This is a genomic window from Bacillus gaemokensis (assembly GCF_001590835.1).
GTDB classification, from domain to species: Bacteria; Bacillota; Bacilli; order Bacillales; family Bacillaceae_G; genus Bacillus_A; species Bacillus_A gaemokensis.
The window spans coordinates 1-20,749 of record NZ_LTAQ01000018.1 but is presented as its reverse complement, the minus strand read 5'-3'; the positions used below and the strand labels follow the sequence as shown (position 1 = coordinate 20,749).

Sequence of the window (20,749 nt, the reverse complement as noted above, 5' to 3'; positions counted from 1 at the left end):
AAGCTAATATATTTTTATGCAAATATTTTGGAAAAAGAAAACAGAAAAATGCTTTGGACACGCCAAAGCGACAACATTTTATTGCAAAAACTTTTCATACTCATAGTACTCAGGATGAGATGAGAGCGTTTCTTGGCACGATTCACAAATCGTTTTTATATATATATTTCCATTTTCATGAAAATGAATCATATCCAACCTTTCTTGCTCTGTTAGTTGAAATAAAACTTTGCTATATACCTTTTCTACGGTAATGGAACCTATGTTACACCCACAATGTCTGCAGTAATAATGTCCGTCCATACTATCCTCCTAAATGTACAATTACTATTAGTATGGATAGAAATAACATAAAATATTCCAATTTCAGACATTAACTATTAAAAGTATTCATAATTTGAAGAAACGGTTTCTTTAACCATTCTTCACATGCATCCGCAGCCTTTTCAATAGATTGATTTACATCCGTTATTTCTTCTGTTGTAAATCGACCTAATACATAATCCACTACCTTCATACCATTTTTCGGACGATCGATTCCCATACGAATGCGTTGGAATTCCTGCGTACCCAAATGAGAAATTGTTGACTTCACGCCATTATGCCCGCCAGCACTACCTTTCATCCGAAGACGTAATTTACCTACAGGGATATCTAGATCATCATACATGACAACAAAATCTTCCACATCAATTTTATAATAATCCATAAGGGGACGAATACTTTCTCCAGACAAATTCATATATGTAAGTGGCTTTAATAAAATTACTTTCTCCCCATTAACAAATCCCGCTCCAAATAAACCTTTAAATTTTTGCTCATTTAAAGAAATATTCCATCGTTTTGCAAGTTCATCAATCGCCATAAATCCAATATTATGTCTTGTTAATTCATATTCTCTACCTGGGTTCCCAAGTCCTACTATTAATTTCATTCTTGTACCACTACTTTCTTTTTACGATACGAAAAGACGTAACCAAATTTGGTTACGTCTCATTCTATCCAATTAATTGAATAATACACTCACGGATTCTTCTTCGTAAACACGAATGATTGCTTCCCCGATTAATGGAGCAACAGAAAGTTCGTGTACTTTATCAATTTTCTTCTCTTCTGGTAATACGATAGAGTTTGTTACAACTAACTCTTTAATATTTGAGTTTTGGATGCGCTCAATTGCTGGACCAGATAAAACTGGGTGTGTACAGCAAGCATATACTTCAGAAGCGCCGTTCTCAACAAGAGCGTTTGCTGCTAATGTAATTGTACCAGCTGTATCAATGATGTCATCAATCAAGATTGCTGTCTTACCTTCAATGTTACCGATGATATTCATAACTTCCGATACATTCGGACGTGGACGACGTTTATCGATAATGGCAATTGGTGCTTTTAAGCGATCCGCCATTTTTCTTGCACGTGTTACACCACCGTGGTCAGGTGATACGATTACGATATCTTTAAGACCTTTTGTCTCGAAGTAATCTGAAAGAATCGGTACACCCATTAGGTGGTCGATTGGAATATCAAAGAACCCTTGAATTTGTGGAGCATGTAAATCTAGAGTGATTACACGAGTTGCACCTGCTGTTTCAAGCAAGTTTGCTACAAGTTTCGATGTAATTGGCTCACGAGAGCGCGCTTTACGGTCTTGACGCGCATAACCATAATAAGGAATAACAATATTGATTGTTTTTGCAGATGCACGTTTTAATGCATCAATCATAATAAGTAATTCCATGATATGTTCGTTTACTGGGAAGCTTGTAGATTGAATAATGAATACATCGCAACCACGAATACTTTCTTCAATGTTAATTTGAACTTCTCCATCACTAAAACGGTCAACAGAACATTTTCCTAAGCCTACTCCAATGTGCTTTGCAATTTGCTCTGCAAGCTCCTTATTAGAGTTTAAAGAGAATACTTTCAAATTAGAATTTAGATATTGAGTCGACATCTAGATTAACCCTCCACATTATGATTTTTTCTTATTCAGCAATTGATCAACATAGTCTTCTTTGTTAATTTGACGTGCACGTGCAATAGATAATGCTTTTGATGGAACATTCTCTGTAATTGTAGAGCCTGCCGCCACATACGCACCATCTTCAACTGTTACAGGAGCGACAAGGTTTGAATTACAACCAATAAATACGCCATCTCCAACAACTGTTTTAAATTTATTCTTGCCATCATAGTTCACCGTAATTGAACCACAGCCAAGATTCACGTCTTCTCCAATTTGTGCATCCCCGATATAACTTAAGTGTGAAGCTTTACTTCTATTTCCAAAAACAGTCTTTTTAATCTCAACAAAGTTTCCAATGCGTACTTCGTCGCCAATAACTGAGTCTGGGCGAATATGTGCAAATGGACCAACCGAAACCTCTAAACCAATCTTACTATCATGTACAGTAGATTGACGGATTGTCGTACGATCTCCAATTTCACTGTCGCGTATTACTGTATGTGGTCCAATTTCACAATCAGAACCAATTACAGTTTTCCCTTCAATAACTGTTCCTGGGTGAAGAACTGTATCACTGCCAATAATTGCATCTGTAGAAATGTATGTGTTATTTGGATCAATAATTGTCACACCATTTACCATATTCTTTTGGTTGATACGATTTTTCATAATAATCTCCGCTTGCGATAGAGCGACTCTGTCGTTAACACCTAACGTTTCATCAAAATGCTCCGTTTGATAAGCCGATACAATATGACCTTCACTTTTCAAAATCTCAATAACATCTGGAAGGTAGTATTCACCTTGAACATTATCATTTGAAACTTTAGAAAGTGAAGCAAATAAAGCTTTATTATCAAAACAATACGTACCAGTATTAATTTCTTTAATTGCTAACTCTACTTCATTTGCATCTTTATGCTCAACGATTTTTTCGACATGCCCGTTTTCATTACGCACAATACGGCCATATCCAGCAGGTTCTTCTATGTATGCTGTTAGCACCGTCGCTTTCGCCCCTGCTTCTTCATGATGCTTTAACAATGCTTCCATTGTTTCTGCTGTTATTAGAGGTGTATCACCACAAATAACTAAAGTTGTTCCTTCTTCATTTGCAAGCACATCAGCTGCTTGATCAACAGCATGTGCTGTACCAAGTTGCTCTGCTTGTAATGCAAACTCGCTTACGTTCCCTAGTTGTTCTTGTACTTTTTCAGCACCATGTCCGACTACCGTTACAAGTTTCTGCAATCCTAATTGAGATACTTGATCAACTACATGCTGTACCATTGGTTTTCCGCATACAGGATGAAGCACTTTGTATAGCTTGGACTTCATACGTGTGCCTTTACCTGCAGCTAGAATCACTGCAAATCTGTTTGACATATAGACCCTCCATCGCAACCTATTTATCCATTAAAGATATTATCCTAAATCATTATATATTTCAAGAAACACAGCATAACTATTAAATTTTACCATACTTCTTACGAGATGTTTTACTCTTTAGTATCTTTTTTTAGGAAATAAGCTATACTATTTTGAACGATTTTGAAAAAATTAGAAGTTTCCATGCAAAGAACCAATTAAAACTTCCAAAGATAATTTTCCATTTGTTTTTTTGTTCTCACTTCATTTTGAGACGAAATTACTACTGTTCATGAATAAAGACATAAAAAAACAAACTCCTGTAAGTGTTTACAGGAGTTTGCTACAAAATTATAGAGCCCTTTTTATTCGAACTCTTTTTATTCGAATTTTACGAAGCTCCAGCTTCTTCAAACTCAACCTCTTCCAACTCGCCTAAACGGTGATACTCGGTTAAAACCGCATCTTGAATTTTAGAGCGTGTGTTAGAATTAATTGGATGTGCAATGTCACGGAACTCCCCATCTGGAGTACGTTTACTTGGCATTGCTACAAATAATCCATTATTGCCATCAATTACACGAATATCATGAACAACAAATTCATGGTCAAGAGTAATAGAGGCAATCGCTCTCATACGGCCTTCTGTGTTTACGCGGCGTAATCTTACGTCAGTCACTTCCATCTTGTGTTCACCACCCTTTTCTAAATAAGCGATATGTTTGTATAAATTCCACAAATTTTCTATTTTCCCTTTAATTTTTTAAAAATTTTTAAGATAAAAATTTTTATTTTAATTGAATATAGAGATTAATGGACGTTATCGCTTACAAAGCTTTATTTTACAAGGGCGATTACTTCAATTTCGACAGAAACATCTTTCGGTAATTTTGCAACTTGTACACAAGAACGCGCTGGTTTATGTATAGAAAAATATGACCCATACACTTCGTTTACAGCATTAAAATCACCCATATCTTTCAAAAATACAGTTGTTTTTATAACCGTATCAAACGATGCACCGGCTTCTTCTAATACAGCTTGTAAATTTTGAAATACTTGTTCTGTTTGTATCTTTACATCACCAGTTACAAGTTCTCCAATTGCTGTTAATGGAATTTGACCTGAACTATAGAACATATTATTTACAATAATTCCTTGTGAATATGGACCAATTGCTTGTGGTGCTTGATTTGTTTGAACTACTTTCACATTGCTCACCCTTTTATTTTGTATTTTCCTTACGTACAAACCTTCAAAACAACACCCATCATACCCTCTAAAATAAATAGGCTGTATCGTGCTAATGGGTGGTAAGACTTTACGAATATACGAAAAGGCTTACCGCCCACTAACACTTTCATTTACAAAAAAAGATAAAGCCTCTGCTTTACCTTTTTATTCAGCTTCTACAAGCCCTTCTTCAAATGGTACAAGCGAATAATTTCCTTTTTCCACTTGAATTGTTCTTTCTTTCACATCTACCTCTGATAAACGAATTAACGAAACAAAGTTATTAATAAGTCTTTCTTCGATATCTGTTGACTCTACTAACACGCCAATTCCAACAACGTTTGCATTAAACTCTTCTAGCATACTAATCATGCCTTGAATCGTTCCCCCGGCTTTCATAAAGTCATCAACGATTAACACGTTGGCACCTTCTGGTAGACTACGCTTTGCTAAAGTCATTGTTTGAATACGCTTAGATGAACCTGATACGTAGTTAATACTAACTGTTGGTCCCTCTGTTACTTTATTATCTTTTCTTGCAATTACTACCGGTACATCTAAATAGTTAGCTACCGCATATGCAAGCGGAATGCCTTTTGTTGCTACAGTCATAACCGCGTCAATTGGTTGCCTTGCAAAGACAGATGCAAATAAACGACCCGCACCATTTATATGACGTGGATTACTTAAAAGATCCGTCATATATAGATACCCACCTGGTAAGATTCGACCTGGATTTTCGAATAAGCTGCAAAGCTCATTGATAATCAGATTTGCTTCTTCTTCACTTATATACGGAATATATTTCACTCCTCCTGCTGCCCCTGGTATCGTTTGCAATGTGCCGACCCCTTGTTGTTCAAACGTTTGCTTAATAATAACTAAATCCTCACTAATAGAAGATTTAGCAGATTGATACCGTTCAGCAAAAAAAGTGAGAGAAACTAACCGACGAGGGTTTTGTAACAAATAATAAGTCATATCGACTAATCTTGTACTCCGCCTAATTTTCACACTCTCACCTCAAATCACGAATATTCTAAACAAATCATAACTTATTATACGTCTTTATTCAAGCGTTTCTCGCTCTCCTAATAAACGCACTGCATATACCTGTTCGCAAAATCCTTTTAAACCATTATAAATACGATGCATACGTGAGTCATGATGCACAAGTCCAAACACAGTTGGCCCGCTACCACTCATTAAAACTGCATCTGCGCCAAAACGCTTCATCTGTGCCTTAATTCGTGCAACTTCAGGGTGCATTGCAAACGTCACATCCTCTAATACATTTCCAACCGCATTACATATTCCTTTATAATCACCTTGATTGATCACTTCAACCATTTTTTCTACATCCGGATGTGTAACTCGATCTAATTTTAAATTTCCATATACGTCAGCAGTAGATACACCGATGTGAGGCTTCGCCAAAACAACCCAACAAGAAGGTGGTGTCTTTATATGCTCAATTTTTTCTCCTCTTCCTGTAGCAATTGCCGTTCCTCCATATACACAAAAAGATACATCTGATCCAATTTCTGCACCAAGGTTCGCTAGCTCATCTATTGTTAGACCTAAATTCCATAACTTATTAAGGCCACGTAAGGTAGCGGCTGCGTCACTGCTACCACCTGCTAATCCTGCTGCCACTGGAATCGTTTTTTCAATAGCAATAGATACACCTTTCTTTACTTTAAATCTCTCTTTTAATAACTTCGCTGCTTGATAAGCTAAATTACGTTGGTCGTCTGGGACATACCGATTATGGGATACAATTTCAATACGGTTTTCTGTTAACTCCGTTAACTCTAAACGATCTGCTAAATCGATTGTTGTCATAATCATTTTCACTTCATGATAACCGTCTTGTCTTTTCCCTAGTACATCTAACGACAGATTAATCTTTGCTGGTGCTTTCACTAGTAGCTTCAATCCATTCACCCACTCTATGTACTCAATCTTTTATCGTTTATTTTACCATAAATTTATAGTAAGACGATGACACTTCCCTAATTATAACGAAAAGCATTCAGAATGAAACTACTGAGTGCAAAATGATGACACCTTTTGGCGTGCAAAAAGCCGAGGAATTTCTCCTCGGCTACCGTAGCATAGAAGTTATCTTACAACTACTGGTTTCGTTTCATTAATTGCTGCTCTGCAATTTCAATAGCACGTTTCACCATATTACCAGCATCTTTCGCACGAATTCCGCCCCATCCTTCTTTCTGAACAACATCATAAAATCCAAGCTCTTTTGCAAGCTCTTCTTTAAATTGATTTGACATGACTCCTCTTCGTCTACTCAATGCAGGGTCCCTCCTTATTTTGCTACGGTATAATTAGTATGCAAAAAGTGTACCTTTTTATTCATGGGAATCTATGTAACAAGTTAAGCGATTACCCTAAAATTACCTCGCCATGAGGGTCATCATAAAACGTTAATTCTACAGTTTCTGTTAAAACATCCGCATAACTATAAGAAACACGTTGCAACATATCTTCCTGTTGATCCAGCTGTACTACAAAAACAGAACGGTATGTCTCTGCTAGTACTCCAGATTGTTCCACTGTTTTTCTTCTTCCACTATTCGCCTTTAACATAAGGCGCTTTCCAAGATGGTGATCTAGTTCGCTTTTAATTTCATCTAAACGTTTTGACATATACCTTGCTACACCTCGCTGTAATTTAGATTGAACATATAAATACACGATATATCTACCCAATTATTGACCGCAAGTAACAGACAATACATTTGCAAGAACCTAATGCTTTCGAATAGATAGAAGAAATACTATATTGTAAAAGTATCATTATATAGTCTGTACGTTCTGATCCTTTTTTATCCCGTCCCTAACAAATCCTTATTTAACCTACATAATTCTTTAACCTTTCTCCATAAAAAAAGCAAGGTAACCTATGTACCTTGCTTACTCCTCATAATATTGAAACGGCAACCCAGTTCGTAAAATCCCACGTGTTTCAATTCCACCAAGACCTTTTTCTCCAGTGATGGTATTGCGCACAACATCCCATACATTTACGCGTTCCATAAAAGAAGTAAAACTAATTTTCCCTACTACGTAGACTGGATCTAAGGCATGAATGTTAATACGTGATGGTGAACTAGCAAAATTAGCACCTGCTCGGATTAACGCTTCAAAATGTGATTGACATGCCCCAGCAAAAATAACAAGCTGATCTAATGAAGGGTACTTTTTTCTTACTTCTCGGACAGCCTGTACAAAGTGTTTAGAATGACGATACGCTGCTAAATCCCCCATTACCCCTTTCGATTTTGTATATGCATCATGGCCTGTTATCACTAAAATATCTGGGCGGAAATGATCAATTAAATCTACTACCTTTTCATGCATTTCAGTTTCCTTACAATGAACTCCTTGAACAGGAACACCTATCTTCGTATATAGATCTAAACATTTTCGTAAATATAATGGATCTCCATCTATATGCAAAACTCGCCCTGGCATTTGAAAATAATTGACTTCACTCGTATACCCACCTGTGGAAGTATGTTCATGACGTTGCTTCATCAATACATAATCTTGTTGAAATAAACGATACGTTCGCTCCATTGACTCCTTTTCACGCTTCGCTCTTTTTTTATACTCTCGTTGATCAATGATAATTAAATCTTCAAGCGGTGCATCTGCTACAAGCCTAACTTCTTCGCCAAATAATATTGCCATCTCATCCTTTATTTCCGTAATGCGAAAAAGAATGTCGCGGTTATAAGACTGTCGTTCCACTAAATCTCCAACATGTACAGCCATTATTCTACCTCCAAACTCATTAGGCCATCTCACTAACCATGTTCTGTTCTTAACGTATGAGTTTAGGGTGAAAAAGGTGACAAAAAGGACAACTCTAATTGAGTTGTCCTTTTATCCTTCTATTCATGAGTAGAGCAATTCCACTGATTAAAGTTACGCTTTATGAGAGACTAGTGCATTACTCAACACTGCAAATTCTTCAATTGATAACGTTTCGCCTCTTCGTTTTGGATCAATATTCACCTCTGTTAAAATACGATCTAACAACTCTTTGTCTTTCGGGAAACCGTTTAAATTGTTTGATAAGTTATTCATCAAAGTCTTACGGCGCTGCGCAAAACTTGCTCTTACAACCTCGAAGAAAAATTTCTCGTCTTTTACTTCTACAATTGGTTTTGGTCTTTTTAGAAGGCGAATAACTGCAGAGTCTACATTAGGTTGCGGTACAAATACAGTGCGTGGAACAGTCATAACTGTTTCTACTTCCGTGTAATACTGAATCGCAATAGATAAAGAACCGTAATCTTTCGTTCCTGGTTTAGCTGCTAATCGATCGCCTACTTCTTTTTGCATCATCACAACAAACCCTCGAACTGGTAACTGTTCTTCAAGCAATTTAAATAAAATCGGCGTTGTAACGTAGTATGGTAAATTCGCTACTACCATTACATCTTGTCCTTCATCAAATTGCTCTCCAAATACTTCATGTACATCCGCTTTTAAAATATCTTTATTAATAACAGTAACATTACCGTAAGGAGCTAGAGTCTCATCTAAAATTGGTAATAATCGCTGATCTATTTCAAAAGCTACCACTTTCTTCGCACGTTTTGCTAACTGTTCTGTTAACGCTCCAATACCAGGTCCAATTTCAATTGCACCGCTCTCTGGACCAACTTCTGCATAATCTACAATACGATTTAATACATTTGTATCAATTAAGAAATTTTGTCCTAAACTTTTTTTGAATGAAAATCCGTACTTTTCAACAATATCTTTCGTACGATTTGGCGTCGCGATATCCTTCATTTCTTTTCCTCCTGTAATACTTGTTTATATGCTTCCGCAAATGCCTCTTTTGAAACTTGAAACATTTGTAAACGTTTATGTAACTGCTTCGCATTTGTATAACCAATCTTTAATAGCTTACCCATTCTTTCCCTGCGACTTTTTGCCTGTTCTCCGCCCACTAAGCCAGCATCTACTAAGTCACTCCAACTAATTTCGCTCGTATAAGCTTCCATTTCCTCATGAACATTTTCTAAAGCACGGCGAATAGATTCATTAGAAGCATGCTCAATTCCAAGTCCTTTTTTTCTTTTAGCAATTGCCTCTTCTTTTGGTAAGAAAGCATGTTTACAACCTGGAACCTTTTCAGAAATAATTTTACGAATGCGCTCTCCCGGATAATCAGGATCTGTCAAAATAATAACGCCTCGTTTTTGCTGTGCTAATTTTACTTGCTCAATGACATGATCACCGATTGCTGAACCGTTCGTTTCAATTGTATCTGCATCAACAGCACGCTTAATTGCGACTGTATCATCTTTACCTTCTACAACGATAATCTCTTTAATTTTCATGCCTTCCTCCACACTCTTTTCGTCTCTACTTAGTAAAACAAAAAAACAAATACTTTTCCATTATTATTTTCCCATTCTTACAATTTAAAAAACAGAGGAGAAAAAACCCTCTGCCTACTCTTCTTATTGTAACACTTTAAGCTTCACTTGTTTTCTGCCTCCACGAGTATACCTGTGCCGCGGGTGGCATTAACAAATCAATTCGTTTCCCCTTTATTTCTACACTTTTACTTGCTTTTAACCTCATTAACACATTTCTCTCAACTTCATCCCACCAATTACCTTGTACATCTCTTTCGCTATTTTTATCGGACACTAATGATAAGACAAAGTATAAAGAAAAAGAATTGATTTCCCCATTCTTTTTCTATTCAACACCAAATAAAGCTTTTGCATTTTCTGTTGTTGCCTGCGCAACTTCTTCGTATGAGATTCCTTTTAAATTTGCGATTTCTTCTGCTACAAGCTTAACATAGCTTGGTTCATTTCGTTTACCACGAAATGGATGCGGTGTTAAGTATGGGCAATCGGTTTCTATCAACAACTTTTCCATAGGGATTTCCATAGCAACTTCCTTTGGCTTCTTCGCATTTTTGAAAGTTACTGGTCCTCCTAATGAGATTAAAAAATTCATATCAATACATTGCTTTGCTACTTCTACACTACCACTAAAACAATGCATAATACCGCCTACTTCAGCTGCATTTTCTTCTTCTAAAATATCTACAATATCCTGCGTTGCATCACGATTATGTATAATAATAGGTAGCTTCACTTTCTTTGCTAGCTGAATTTGTTTACGAAAGACTTCTTTCTGTATTTCCTTTGGAGACTTGTCCCAATGATAATCTAACCCCATTTCACCAAGGGCTACTACCTTTGGATGAGTAGCTAACTCCTCTAACCAAATTAAATGTTCATCTGTCATATCAATTGCATCAACCGGATGCCAGCCAACTGCTGCATAAATAAAATCATATGTTTCCGCGAGCTCAATTGCTTTGTTGATTGTCACTTCATCAAAACCAACAACAACTGTGTATGAAACCCCGACTTCTTTCATTCTTGCAATAACTTCCTGTAAATCTTCTTCAAACTGCTCTGCATTTAAATGTGAATGTGTATCAAACAACATGGTAAATAACTCCTTTTATTTGAAATGAATTATATAAAAATCACTTTACTAACAACGTAACGATAACAAAATTACAAGTTTAATACAAAAAAGGAAAATCAAGAAAGTTGTCTAATAAGAAAAAGATGCTCCACGAATGTTACACGTGAAACATCTTTTATTTTGTCATAATTACTTGATTTTTGTACCATTCGGTAAATTTTGGTCAATTGTCGCTAACGATAATACACCGTTTTCTTCGCCTGCTAAAATCATACCTTGTGATAGTTCACCACGTAATTTTACTGGTTTTAAATTTGTTACACAAATAACCTTTTTTCCTTTTAATTCTTCTGGCTTGTAAAACTTAGCAATTCCCGAAACAACTTGTCGCTTTTCTGTACCTAAATCAAGTTGGATTTTCAGCAATTTATCTGCCTTTTTCACAGGCTCTGCATCTATTACTTCTGCCACGCGTAATTCTACTTTAAAGAAATCATCAATTGTAATTTCTTCCGCCTTCGGCTCTTCTTCTTTTTTCTCTTCTACTTTAGGAGTAGAATTTTTCATTTGTTCTTTAATATATTCAACCTCTACTTCTACTTCTAAACGAGGGAATATTGGTTGTCCTTTAACTACTGCTGTACCCGCTGGGATACAACCAATTGTAGAAAGACTATTCCAAGATTGATATGCTTCCTCAGTAATACCAAGTTGCACAAATATTTTCCCTGGCGTTGCTGTTAAGAATGGCATCAGCATAATTCCCGTTTGGCGAAGCATTTCTGCTAAATGTGCCATTACAGCAGCAAGCTTATTACGGTCATTCTCATCTTTCGCCAGCACCCAAGGTTGCGTTTCATCAATATATTTATTTGTACGGCTAACTAATTTCCAAATCGAGCTTAACGCTACTGAAAATTCCATGTTTTCCATTGCTTCTTCTACTTTTTGCACTGTATCTTGTGCAAATGTTACTAACGTTTCATCAAACTCTGTTACATTCGCTTTGAATTCAGGAATTTCTCCGTTAAAGTACTTATCAATCATTGCCACTGTACGATTCAATAAATTCCCTAAATCATTAGCAAGATCAAAATTAATACGTTCCACAAATCCTTCAGGTGTAAACACACCGTCTGATCCGAATGGCACTTCACGAAGTAAATAATAACGTAAGGAATCTAATCCATAACGATCAATTAACGTAACAGGATCAACTACATTACCTTTAGATTTACTCATTTTTCCATCTTTCATTAAGATCCACCCATGAGCAAATACCTTTTTCGGAAGTGGTAAATCTAATGCCATTAAAATAATTGGCCAATAAATTGTATGGAAACGAACAATTTCTTTTCCTACTAAATGAACATCTGCAGGCCAATACTTTTTATACTTCTCTTCGTTTGCTGTTCCATATCCTAGTGCTGTAATGTAATTAGATAATGCATCTACCCATACATAAATAACATGTTTTGGGTTATCTGGCACACGAATTCCCCAGTCAAATGAAGTACGGGACACCGCTAAGTCTTCTAGACCTGGTTTAATAAAGTTATTGATCATTTCATTTTTACGAGATTCCGGTTGAATGAAATGAGGGTTCTCTTCATAGAACTGCAGAAGTCGATCTACATATTTTCCCATTCTAAAGAAATAGGATTCTTCACGAACAAGCTCTACAGCGTGGCCACTATCTGGGCTTTTTCCGCCAACTACTTTGCCTTCTTCCATAATTGGATCAACAAGTTGATGTTCCGTGTAGAATGTTTCATCTTGGACAGAATACCATCCTTCATATTCATCAAGATAAATATCCCCTTGATCAACAAGTTGTTTAAAAATCTTTTCGACAACTTCTTTATGACGATCTTCGGTTGTACGAATAAAGTCATCATAAGAAATGTCCATCTTTTCCCAAAGCTCTTTAATTCCTGTTACGATGTTATCAACATAAGCTTGTGGTGTAACTTGTAGTTCTTCTGCTTTCTTTTGAATCTTTTGTCCATGTTCATCAGTACCTGTTAAATAATGAACATCGTATCCTTGCATGCGCTTGTAGCGTGCCATTGCATCTCCTGCTACCGTTGTATAAGCATGTCCAATATGGAGCTTTCCGCTTGGATAATAAATTGGAGTAGTAATATAAAAGGACTTATTTTCCTCTGCCATTGTTTTGAACCTCCCAAATGACCTCATATGTATTTATAAACAGTATATCAAAAACTGACCCATAAAAACGAATTAATGCTCGATATCTTTATCATCTATTACTCATATTCAAAAAAAATATACAATCATTTGTCTGAAATATTGATAAATTTTTAAAATACAGTAAAACACTTGTGTAACTCTCCCCTTTTCTATTATATATAAGAAGTATAAAAATCTATAAATCTTTTATAAAATATAGAATTTAAGAATTGACGGAAATGTAAATGATTGGTATCATATGTTCATAGGGTATTTTGTCGAAAAATGACGAATCAAAATATAGACTCGAAGACTTACAGAATATGAGGAGGAAACGAATATGAAATCTACTGGTATCGTTCGTAAAGTTGATGAATTAGGTCGTGTGGTAATTCCGATTGAATTACGCCGTACATTAGGTATTGCTGAAAAGGATGCTCTTGAAATTTATGTTGATGACGAAAAAATCATCCTAAAGAAATATAAGCCAAATATGACTTGCCAAGTAACTGGTGAAGTATCTGATGGTAATCTTTCTTTAGCTGCAGGCAAAATTATTTTAAGCAAAGAGGGCGCTGAACAAGTTTTAAGCGAACTTCAACAATATATCCAAGCAGTAAAATAAACTTCTCAATTATGAGAAGTTTATTTTTTATCAACATGATAGGTTTGATAGACATCTCGTTTCGATAAATTACGATCTTTTGCAACTATTTTAATTGCATCCTTTGATGACATCCCTTTTTCATTTATGTAATGTTCTATATGTTCATACACCGATATAGATTCCCACCACTGCTCCTCAGACGGAGCTTCTTCTTTTGATCCTGCTACTAAAATACAAAATTCACCACGAACTTCATTTTGTTTTGTCCATTCAATCGCTTCTTCTACTGAACCGCGAATAAACTCTTCAAATTTTTTCGTTAGTTCTCGGCACAATACAATCTCCCTATTACCAAGTACTTCTTTCATAGAAATTAATGTATCATCTAAACGATGTGGTGCTTCATAAAACATCATCGTAGTTGGGACATAGCGTAATTTTTCTAATTCAGCTTTACGTTCCTTCTTGTTCCTTTGTAAAAAACCATAGAAATAAAAATGTCTCGTTTCTAATCCTGAAGCAATTAACGCTGTAAGTGCAGCATTTGCCCCTGGGAGCGGGATAACATGATATTGTGCTGCTACAGCTTCTACAACAATATCGTAACCAGGATCAGAAATACACGGCATTCCTGCATCACTTACAAGAGCTACGTTTTTCCCATCTTCTAACTTCTCTAAGATCTTTCGCCCACTTACTTCTTTATTATGTTCATGATAACTCATAACAGGCGTTTCGATTTCGAAATAGTTACAAAGCTTTTTCGTCTGCCGCGTATCTTCAGCAGCAATGACATCCGCTTCTTTCAAAATTCGAATTGAGCGAAACGTCATATCTTCTAAATTACCAATTGGGGTCGGAACTAAATATAGGACTCCCTTTTCATTTTGTTGAAAGCTTTTTTGCTGCCACATAACGTTCTCCTTTTTGCATATATTCTTCTTTTTCTTTTCGCTTTAACTGTTTAAAGTGATATTCAGCTTGCATAGCTGTTCGTTTATCCTCATGAACTTCTAGGTATTTCAAAACGACTGGGAGCCTAGCACGTGTATACCGAGCTCCCTTCCCATTATTATGAGTCTGGATCCTTTTCTCTATATGATTTGTATATCCCGCATAATAACTTCTATCTGAGCACTCCACAACATAAAAATAATGTTTATTCTTTTCCATATAAGATTGAACGAAGCTCCTTTGTATACTCATTATTTTCTTCATATACAAAAAGGGGTGGTAAAATTTTTAAATCTGCATTTCCATCTTTAATCCCTTCAATTAACAATGTATTTGCTTCTTTACCAGCCTTAGGATACACAAATTGTACACGTTTAGGTTCAATCTTATATTTTCTCATTAACGTTACAATATCAAGGAACCGGCCTGGACGATGGACAAATGCCACCTTACCACCTTGTTTCACAAGTTGGCTACTAGCATGTACAACATCTTCCAGTGTACACATAATTTCATGACGAGCTATAGCTAAATGTTCATTTATATTTTTCTCAGATGTCTTTGGTGTTTGAAAATAAGGTGGATTACATGTCACAACGTCATATTGATGACGCCCAAGTACCTCTGGCATATCCTTCAAATCCCCATGAATTAAATGAATTCGTTCTTCTAGTTTGTTATATTGGATACTCCTAATCCCCATATCATACAAGCGCTCTTGGATTTCTACACCGGTAATATTCCCTTTTGTTCTCGCGCTTAATAAAAGCGGAATAACAGCATTTCCAGTGCACAAATCAAGTAAGTTCCCTTTTTGAATCGGAATCCAAGCAAAATTCGCAAGTAAAACTGCGTCTAAGGAAAAATTAAATACGGATGGACTTTGAATGATTTTCATTTGTTCTGCTAGTAAATAATCTAAACGCTCATCTTCATATAAGTTCATATACTGCTTCCTTTCTTACAATTAACCTACCCTATTTTATTCTCTATTAACGTAAAATTAAGATCTATTTTCTATTATCTTTACTCTCATGTATAAAAAATTACCTTTCCAAATATATTGGAAAGGTAATTTCATTTTTTATTTAAAAATGACAGACAGAATAAACAATCCCCTTCTTTACGTACACTTCCATAATGTAAATTACAGATATGGAAACCCTCTTGATATAAGCGCGCTAAATTATCATATCCCTCACCAATATCCGTTTTAGGTTTCATTTCTTTTCGTTTTTGAGTTTTTTGTTTTTCCTTTTTCTGCACTTCTTCAAAACGTTGTCGCAAATTTTCATTTTCCATTTTAATATGTTGGTTTTCTTCAAGTAACTCTGCAAGATGTTGCTTTAATTCTCCCAACTGTTTATATAAATGGCCAATTTGCTCTTCCATACTGGAAACCGCTGCAAAAATATCCTTTTTCTCCACAAGCACCCACCTCATTAATCTGTGGTTTGACTCGAAACGACCCCTTCATTAATTAATTCATCTAACGTATATTCTATTACCCGTTCCTTGTCTACTAGTTCCACTTGAATTAATCTTTCTAAAATATTTAATCCGATGACACGTCCAAGACCATTTGGTGTTTGTATACGCTGATCTAAATCAGGAAGTTGCTCTTTTGCTGCCTCATATTCGTCATTCTCATATTTTAAGCAACACATTAAACGACCACATAAACCAGAGATTTTCGCAGGATTTAATGATAAATTTTGATCCTTTGCCATTTTAATGGATACAGGCTCAAAATCTCCTAAAAATGTAGAACAACAAAGCATACGCCCACATGGACCAATACCACCAAGCATTTTTGCCTCATCACGCACACCAATTTGCCTTAGCTCAATTCTTGTCCGAAAAATTGCTGCTAAATCCTTTACAAGCTCACGGAAATCAATCCGACCGTCTGCTGTAAAATAGAAAATGATTTTATTACGATCAAATGTATATTCTACATCTACAAGTTTCATATCAAGTTTATGTTCCCCTACCTTTTGTTGACAAACTTGATATGCTTCTTTTGCAGCATGCTTGTTCTCCTCAACAATGGTCCGATCATTTTCATTTGCAATACGAATGACTTTCTTTAGCGGTAGTACAACATCGTTTTCATCAACTTGCTTTTTTGTAATAACTACTTTCCCATATTCAATACCTCGTACAGTTTCCACGATTACAAACTCATTTTCTGAGATATCAAATTCATTAGGGTCAAAGTAATATACTTTTCCGGCCTTCTTAAAGCGAACACCTACTACATCATACAAAACGGTCATCCCTCCTGCAACCGCAACACTAACTGTTCGAACACAAGCTGCGCATTTACATTAGCGTTGATTCTATTTTTTGCTTCTAATATATTAAAAAGAGCTGATACAATGCGCTTCTGAGCATAGGAGAAAGATTGGAATATTTCCTTCTGATCTTGAAAAACAAGACGATCTTCTTCTCCTAATTGAACATATAATAAATCCTTATAAATAAGGAGTAACATATCTAAACCTTGTTGTAATTGTTCCTTCTCTCCAAAGTGCTTTCCCCATTTTTCTTGTACAAAAAAAAGGGCAGCTTTATCTTTTTCGAGCGCTTCACATAATTTTATCACTAAAGCTCGTGCTTGTGCAAACCATTCATCATTGCATAGTAATAAAGCTTCTTCAAAACTATTTGTAATTTGCGCAGCAAGAGTGGATAAAGAAACGGTAACTCCCTCAACCTGCAACCTCTCAATTAAAGATTCAGTAGAAAGTGGTCTAAATGTAACAACTTGACAACGTGATAAAATAGTATTTAAAATCTGATGGCTTTGTTGAGTAAGTAAAATCGCTGTTGTGTTACCACTTGGTTCTTCTAAAAATTTCAATAAGGTATTGGCAGCATTTGCTGTCATACGATCTGCGTGCTCAATAATATACACCTTTTTATTGGCCTCTAAACCTGTTTTTGAAAACTCTTCTTGTAAATCATGAATTTGTTGTTTTTTGATTGATAATCCATCTGGTTTTAAAATATGTAAATTAGGATAATTACCTGAGTCAATTCGGCGACAATTTGTACACGTATGACAAGGCTCTACACCGATCCGTTGCAAACATAAAAAACTTTTTGCCATTTGAATTGCCGTTTCAAATTTTCCCGTTCCTTTCGCCCCTTCTAACAAATAAGCATGGGATATACGCCCTTTTGCAATACTATTCATTAACATCTTTACACCAATGGGTTGTATAGCAGAGAGCTGCTCCCACGTCTTCGTCATAATGCATACCTCACTTGTTTTATACTTTCCTTCTATTATAACAATTTATTTTCTATAAGCTGAATGACTTCTTCCATAATCTTTTCCATTGGTTGATCAGCATTCACAACAGCTATACGATCCGAGAAACGTTCCACAACCTGTAAATACCCCTCACGTACACGCTTGTGGAATGTAATACTCTCCATATCTAAACGATTTACTTCACGGCCAGCATCCTTCTCAATGCGTGCTAATCCCACTTCTGGTTTAATATCTAAATAAATCGTCAAGCCAGGCATACAATCTTCCGTCGCAAAGCGATTAATTTCAAATACCTTATCAATACCTAATCCCCTTGCATATCCTTGATAAGCAAGAGAACTATCAATAAAGCGATCGCATAATACAAGATGCTCCTCTTTCAATGCCGGCATAACCATTTCTACTAAATGCTGTCTACGTGCTGCAGCATATAATAGAGCTTCCGTACGTGCTTCCATCATCGTATATTCTTGTTTATGTAAAATGGTTCGAATCTCTTCTGAAATTGCAATACCACCTGGCTCCCTTGTAGCAATTACCTTTTGCTCTCTCTTCTCAAAGTATGGTAATAACTTTGTAATTAATGTCGACTTTCCTGAACCTTCTGGTCCCTCAATTGTTACAAATAATCCTTTCATCCAAAAACCTACTTTCTCTCTATATCATATACATTCATATATTTTTTATTTCCTTGCAAACGAGCTCCCGTTTCTTCTAAATAAGAAATTTGTTTAATATGCTCTGCAGTAATCTTCTCTCCATACATAAGTAATGGAATTCCTGGTGGATATGGAATAACCATATCCGCCGCGATCATACCAACAGCTTCTTGCACGGGTATCATCTTTTTCTCATACTTTTCTAATTGTTTATACGTAAATGGTAAGGAAGAAAATCTCCCATTATAAGTATACCGAATAGATGGTATCTTGTCTGTTACCTTGTAATTATGTAATGCTAATCGTATCACCTGTACCGCCTGGATATACTGCTCATTTACTTGTAATGGTAAGATAAACAGAACATTATATGGATCTGCCATTTCTGCATATATACCTACTTCCTCGAATATGGATTGTAATTCATACCCCGATAGCTGACAGCGTGTTTGTACTGTAACTTTCAATTCATCCTGCATAGGATACTGTAAAACAGCAAGTTGCGGAATACACTGTAATTCCTCTCTAAACTTCCGCACAAACTCCATAGTTTTATGACAACCCTTTTCTTTCATATTCGCTAATGCAAAACGAGCTACATCCAGCGAGGCCATGATAGGATAAGATGGACTGCTAGATTGTAACATATTTAAATAGGAAGAAACTTTTTCTTCATGAATTAAATTACTATTTATATGTAAATAAGATCCCATAGTCATAGCCGGTAATGTTTTATGTGCTGAATGTACAACAATATCAGCACCATATGTTAATGCAGACTTGGGAAAAGGTTCTCCTATACAAAAATGTGCTCCATGTGCCTCATCCACTAAAACAGCAATCTCATGTTCATGTGCCAATGTAATGCTTTCCTTTAAATCGACCCCCATACCGTAATAATTGGGATGCGTTAAAATCAATGCTTTCGCTTCTGGATAACGCTCAATCGCTTCTTTAATAACCTTATGTTGAACTCCGACCGGTACACCATATGCCTCATCCACCCAAGGATCTAAAAAGACTGGATTCGCTCCCGCTAACTTCAAACCATTGATAATTGATTTATGACAATTCCTCTGTACAAGAACGGTATCTTTTTCTCCACAACACGATAAAATCATTGCTAAATTTCCAACCGTAGACCCATTAATTAGAAAGTAGCTCTTTTGCACATTATATACATGAGCTAACAGTTTTTGTGCCTCATCTATACACTCAAAGGGACTATGTAAATCATCTAAACCTGTTAATTCTGTTACATCAATAGAAAGTATATCTTCAAAACCTACCCTAGCCTCTTCCGGGAAATTCAAGCCGTTTTTATGTCCTGGGACATGTAAAGAAAGTGGTTTTTTTTCTCTAAACTGAATTAAAGCCTCGTATAATGGTATTTTTTTTTGATTCATGCTTATCTCTTCCTTATTTTTCGTTCTCTATCTATTATACAGATATTAAAGCAAAAAAAATAATAGGCATATACGCCTATTTATGAATATGATATTTGTATCTTTCGCAATTGTTGTAAGTAATATATATATTTAGGGTCATTGGTCTCTGTTCTCACCATATCCCTTTCACACTCATCGCATATAAAACTAGTCTGTACATGTATTCCATCATCTCTTCTATTTTCACATACAATACAGATTTCATCCTTTACTTTCATAGCTTTATCCCCATCCTTTCCTTCAAAATAAAATGATTTAGGATATTCTCTCTCTATTTACATTAAAATATTTCATACTTCTATTCATTAACATTTTACAGAAAAATATACATCGTTGCGTTATATATGTATGATATGAATCTTCTTTGGGCAATGTGTTTGTCACTTATATAATGAAATGAAACTTTCAACTCAAGATTTTTCATCTTACCTAAAATAAAAATATATACAAAAAAAGCACGAGTCCATTGACTCGTGCTTAGATTGCTTGGCGACGTCCTACTCTCACAGGGACAAGGTCCCAACTACCATC

The 20,749-nt window shown here is 35.7% G+C and carries 25 protein-coding genes; 1 reads left to right on the top strand and 24 read right to left on the bottom strand.

The window, feature by feature from the left end; translation table 11 throughout:
- Positions 1-78: 78 nt before the first annotated feature.
- The 15 genes from AZF08_RS16140 to metG all read right to left on the bottom strand — a co-directional run bounded on the left by AZF08_RS16140 (position 79) and on the right by metG (position 13,246).
- Positions 79-303, bottom strand: a complete 225-nt coding sequence (locus AZF08_RS16140; protein ID WP_033678183.1) for an anti-sigma-F factor Fin family protein — start codon at positions 301-303, stop codon at positions 79-81.
- Between the two features lie 70 nt (positions 304-373).
- The gene (pth, locus tag AZF08_RS16135; RefSeq protein WP_033678182.1) at positions 374-934 is read right to left on the bottom strand and encodes an aminoacyl-tRNA hydrolase; all 561 of its coding nucleotides are present in this window, start codon (positions 932-934) and stop codon (positions 374-376) included.
- A 72-nt stretch (positions 935-1,006) separates the two neighbouring features.
- Positions 1,007-1,960 (bottom strand): ribose-phosphate diphosphokinase, encoded by a 954-nt coding sequence (locus tag AZF08_RS16130; protein WP_000107420.1) that lies wholly within the window; start codon positions 1,958-1,960, stop codon positions 1,007-1,009.
- 18 nt (positions 1,961-1,978) lie between these two features.
- The gene (gene glmU / locus AZF08_RS16125; protein ID WP_033678180.1) at positions 1,979-3,358 is read right to left on the bottom strand and encodes a bifunctional UDP-N-acetylglucosamine diphosphorylase/glucosamine-1-phosphate N-acetyltransferase GlmU; all 1,380 of its coding nucleotides are present in this window, start codon (positions 3,356-3,358) and stop codon (positions 1,979-1,981) included.
- A gap of 373 nt (positions 3,359-3,731) precedes the next feature.
- Positions 3,732-4,025: a septation regulator SpoVG gene (spoVG, locus tag AZF08_RS16120; protein WP_000454042.1), complete on the bottom strand. Its 294-nt coding sequence runs from the start codon at positions 4,023-4,025 to the stop codon at positions 3,732-3,734.
- Positions 4,026-4,177: 152 nt separating this feature from the next.
- Positions 4,178-4,552: a RidA family protein gene (locus tag AZF08_RS16115; protein WP_033678178.1), complete on the bottom strand. Its 375-nt coding sequence runs from the start codon at positions 4,550-4,552 to the stop codon at positions 4,178-4,180.
- Positions 4,553-4,738: 186 nt separating this feature from the next.
- Positions 4,739-5,587: a pur operon repressor gene (gene purR / locus AZF08_RS16110; RefSeq protein WP_033678176.1), complete on the bottom strand. Its 849-nt coding sequence runs from the start codon at positions 5,585-5,587 to the stop codon at positions 4,739-4,741.
- Between the two features lie 54 nt (positions 5,588-5,641).
- On the bottom strand, positions 5,642-6,511 hold the full coding sequence (gene ispE, locus AZF08_RS16105) for a 4-(cytidine 5'-diphospho)-2-C-methyl-D-erythritol kinase (protein ID WP_153019542.1): 870 nt from the start codon (positions 6,509-6,511) through the stop codon (positions 5,642-5,644).
- 197 nt (positions 6,512-6,708) lie between these two features.
- Complete coding sequence (gene sspF, locus AZF08_RS16100) at positions 6,709-6,888, bottom strand: acid-soluble spore protein SspF (protein WP_002094215.1); 180 nt, start codon at positions 6,886-6,888, stop codon at positions 6,709-6,711.
- Between the two features lie 91 nt (positions 6,889-6,979).
- Positions 6,980-7,243 carry a biofilm formation stimulator Veg gene (gene veg, locus AZF08_RS16095; protein WP_033678174.1) on the bottom strand — a complete coding sequence of 88 codons (264 nt, stop codon included), beginning with the start codon at positions 7,241-7,243 and terminating at the stop codon, positions 6,980-6,982.
- 267 nt (positions 7,244-7,510) lie between these two features.
- A complete protein-coding gene (gene yabG / locus AZF08_RS16090; RefSeq protein WP_033678172.1) occupies positions 7,511-8,374 on the bottom strand; it encodes a sporulation peptidase YabG in 864 nt (287 codons plus the stop codon).
- Between the two features lie 153 nt (positions 8,375-8,527).
- On the bottom strand, positions 8,528-9,403 hold the full coding sequence (gene rsmA / locus AZF08_RS16085; protein ID WP_033678170.1) for a 16S rRNA (adenine(1518)-N(6)/adenine(1519)-N(6))-dimethyltransferase RsmA: 876 nt from the start codon (positions 9,401-9,403) through the stop codon (positions 8,528-8,530).
- Positions 9,400-9,957, bottom strand: coding sequence for a ribonuclease M5 (gene rnmV, locus AZF08_RS16080; RefSeq protein WP_033678168.1), 558 nt, complete (start codon positions 9,955-9,957; stop codon positions 9,400-9,402). The genes rsmA and rnmV overlap by 4 nt, the downstream gene beginning before the upstream one ends.
- A gap of 367 nt (positions 9,958-10,324) precedes the next feature.
- Positions 10,325-11,092 carry a TatD family hydrolase gene (locus AZF08_RS16075; protein ID WP_033678166.1) on the bottom strand — a complete coding sequence of 256 codons (768 nt, stop codon included), beginning with the start codon at positions 11,090-11,092 and terminating at the stop codon, positions 10,325-10,327.
- Between the two features lie 171 nt (positions 11,093-11,263).
- Entirely contained in the window at positions 11,264-13,246 is a 1,983-nt protein-coding gene (gene metG / locus AZF08_RS16070; RefSeq protein WP_033678164.1) for a methionine--tRNA ligase, read from the bottom strand.
- Positions 13,247-13,607: 361 nt separating this feature from the next.
- Between metG and AZF08_RS16065 the strand changes: the two genes are divergently transcribed.
- Positions 13,608-13,892 (top strand): AbrB/MazE/SpoVT family DNA-binding domain-containing protein, encoded by a 285-nt coding sequence (locus tag AZF08_RS16065; protein ID WP_033678162.1) that lies wholly within the window; start codon positions 13,608-13,610, stop codon positions 13,890-13,892.
- Positions 13,893-13,912: 20 nt separating this feature from the next.
- Here the strand turns inward: AZF08_RS16065 and rsmI are convergent, their stop codons facing one another.
- From rsmI to AZF08_RS16020, 9 genes are all read right to left on the bottom strand, one after another.
- Positions 13,913-14,788, bottom strand: a complete 876-nt coding sequence (gene rsmI / locus AZF08_RS16060; protein WP_033678160.1) for a 16S rRNA (cytidine(1402)-2'-O)-methyltransferase — start codon at positions 14,786-14,788, stop codon at positions 13,913-13,915.
- On the bottom strand, positions 14,757-15,047 hold the full coding sequence (locus tag AZF08_RS16055; protein WP_033678158.1) for a GIY-YIG nuclease family protein: 291 nt from the start codon (positions 15,045-15,047) through the stop codon (positions 14,757-14,759). Before AZF08_RS16055 ends, rsmI begins: the two co-directional genes overlap by 32 nt.
- Complete coding sequence (locus tag AZF08_RS16050; protein ID WP_033678155.1) at positions 15,034-15,774, bottom strand: tRNA1(Val) (adenine(37)-N6)-methyltransferase; 741 nt, start codon at positions 15,772-15,774, stop codon at positions 15,034-15,036. The genes AZF08_RS16055 and AZF08_RS16050 overlap by 14 nt, the downstream gene beginning before the upstream one ends.
- A gap of 131 nt (positions 15,775-15,905) precedes the next feature.
- Positions 15,906-16,256 (bottom strand): DNA replication initiation control protein YabA, encoded by a 351-nt coding sequence (gene yabA / locus AZF08_RS16045; RefSeq protein ID WP_033678153.1) that lies wholly within the window; start codon positions 16,254-16,256, stop codon positions 15,906-15,908.
- 14 nt (positions 16,257-16,270) lie between these two features.
- Positions 16,271-17,098, bottom strand: a complete 828-nt coding sequence (locus AZF08_RS16040) for a PSP1 domain-containing protein (RefSeq protein ID WP_033678203.1) — start codon at positions 17,096-17,098, stop codon at positions 16,271-16,273.
- Between the two features lie 5 nt (positions 17,099-17,103).
- Entirely contained in the window at positions 17,104-18,087 is a 984-nt protein-coding gene (holB, locus tag AZF08_RS16035) for a DNA polymerase III subunit delta' (protein ID WP_033678151.1), read from the bottom strand.
- 35 nt (positions 18,088-18,122) lie between these two features.
- On the bottom strand, positions 18,123-18,749 hold the full coding sequence (tmk, locus tag AZF08_RS16030; RefSeq protein WP_033678149.1) for a dTMP kinase: 627 nt from the start codon (positions 18,747-18,749) through the stop codon (positions 18,123-18,125).
- 8 nt (positions 18,750-18,757) lie between these two features.
- Positions 18,758-20,176 carry an aminotransferase class I/II-fold pyridoxal phosphate-dependent enzyme gene (locus tag AZF08_RS16025; protein ID WP_033678147.1) on the bottom strand — a complete coding sequence of 473 codons (1,419 nt, stop codon included), beginning with the start codon at positions 20,174-20,176 and terminating at the stop codon, positions 18,758-18,760.
- An 80-nt stretch (positions 20,177-20,256) separates the two neighbouring features.
- Positions 20,257-20,436: a sigma factor G inhibitor Gin gene (locus AZF08_RS16020; protein ID WP_033678145.1), complete on the bottom strand. Its 180-nt coding sequence runs from the start codon at positions 20,434-20,436 to the stop codon at positions 20,257-20,259.
- Between the last annotated feature and the right edge of the window lie 313 nt (positions 20,437-20,749).

Bases quoted from the DNA above. Each gene is read 5' to 3' on its own strand.
- glmU (WP_033678180.1), bottom strand. From the start codon at position 3,358: ATGTCAAACAGATTTGCAGTGATTCTAGCTGCAGGTAAAGGCACACGT.
- rsmA (WP_033678170.1), bottom strand. From the start codon at position 9,403: ATGAAGGATATCGCGACGCCAAATCGTACGAAAGATATTGTTGAAAAG.
- rnmV (WP_033678168.1), bottom strand. From the start codon at position 9,957: ATGAAAATTAAAGAGATTATCGTTGTAGAAGGTAAAGATGATACAGTC.
- AZF08_RS16055 (WP_033678158.1), bottom strand. From the start codon at position 15,047: ATGGAAAAGAATAAACATTATTTTTATGTTGTGGAGTGCTCAGATAGA.
- rsmI (WP_033678160.1), bottom strand. From the start codon at position 14,788: ATGTGGCAGCAAAAAAGCTTTCAACAAAATGAAAAGGGAGTCCTATAT.
- AZF08_RS16065 (WP_033678162.1), top strand. From the start codon at position 13,608: ATGAAATCTACTGGTATCGTTCGTAAAGTTGATGAATTAGGTCGTGTG.
- tmk (WP_033678149.1), bottom strand. From the start codon at position 18,749: ATGAAAGGATTATTTGTAACAATTGAGGGACCAGAAGGTTCAGGAAAG.
- AZF08_RS16025 (WP_033678147.1), bottom strand. From the start codon at position 20,176: ATGAATCAAAAAAAAATACCATTATACGAGGCTTTAATTCAGTTTAGA.
- veg (WP_033678174.1), bottom strand. From the start codon at position 7,243: ATGTCAAAACGTTTAGATGAAATTAAAAGCGAACTAGATCACCATCTT.
- AZF08_RS16020 (WP_033678145.1), bottom strand. From the start codon at position 20,436: ATGAAAGTAAAGGATGAAATCTGTATTGTATGTGAAAATAGAAGAGAT.
- metG (WP_033678164.1), bottom strand. From the start codon at position 13,246: ATGGCAGAGGAAAATAAGTCCTTTTATATTACTACTCCAATTTATTAT.
- yabG (WP_033678172.1), bottom strand. From the start codon at position 8,374: ATGGCTGTACATGTTGGAGATTTAGTGGAACGACAGTCTTATAACCGC.
- spoVG (WP_000454042.1), bottom strand. From the start codon at position 4,025: ATGGAAGTGACTGACGTAAGATTACGCCGCGTAAACACAGAAGGCCGT.
- holB (WP_033678151.1), bottom strand. From the start codon at position 18,087: ATGACGAAGACGTGGGAGCAGCTCTCTGCTATACAACCCATTGGTGTA.
- AZF08_RS16050 (WP_033678155.1), bottom strand. From the start codon at position 15,774: ATGAACTTATATGAAGATGAGCGTTTAGATTATTTACTAGCAGAACAA.
- AZF08_RS16075 (WP_033678166.1), bottom strand. From the start codon at position 11,092: ATGTTGTTTGATACACATTCACATTTAAATGCAGAGCAGTTTGAAGAA.
- AZF08_RS16130 (WP_000107420.1), bottom strand. From the start codon at position 1,960: ATGTCGACTCAATATCTAAATTCTAATTTGAAAGTATTCTCTTTAAAC.
- AZF08_RS16140 (WP_033678183.1), bottom strand. From the start codon at position 303: ATGGACGGACATTATTACTGCAGACATTGTGGGTGTAACATAGGTTCC.
- pth (WP_033678182.1), bottom strand. From the start codon at position 934: ATGAAATTAATAGTAGGACTTGGGAACCCAGGTAGAGAATATGAATTA.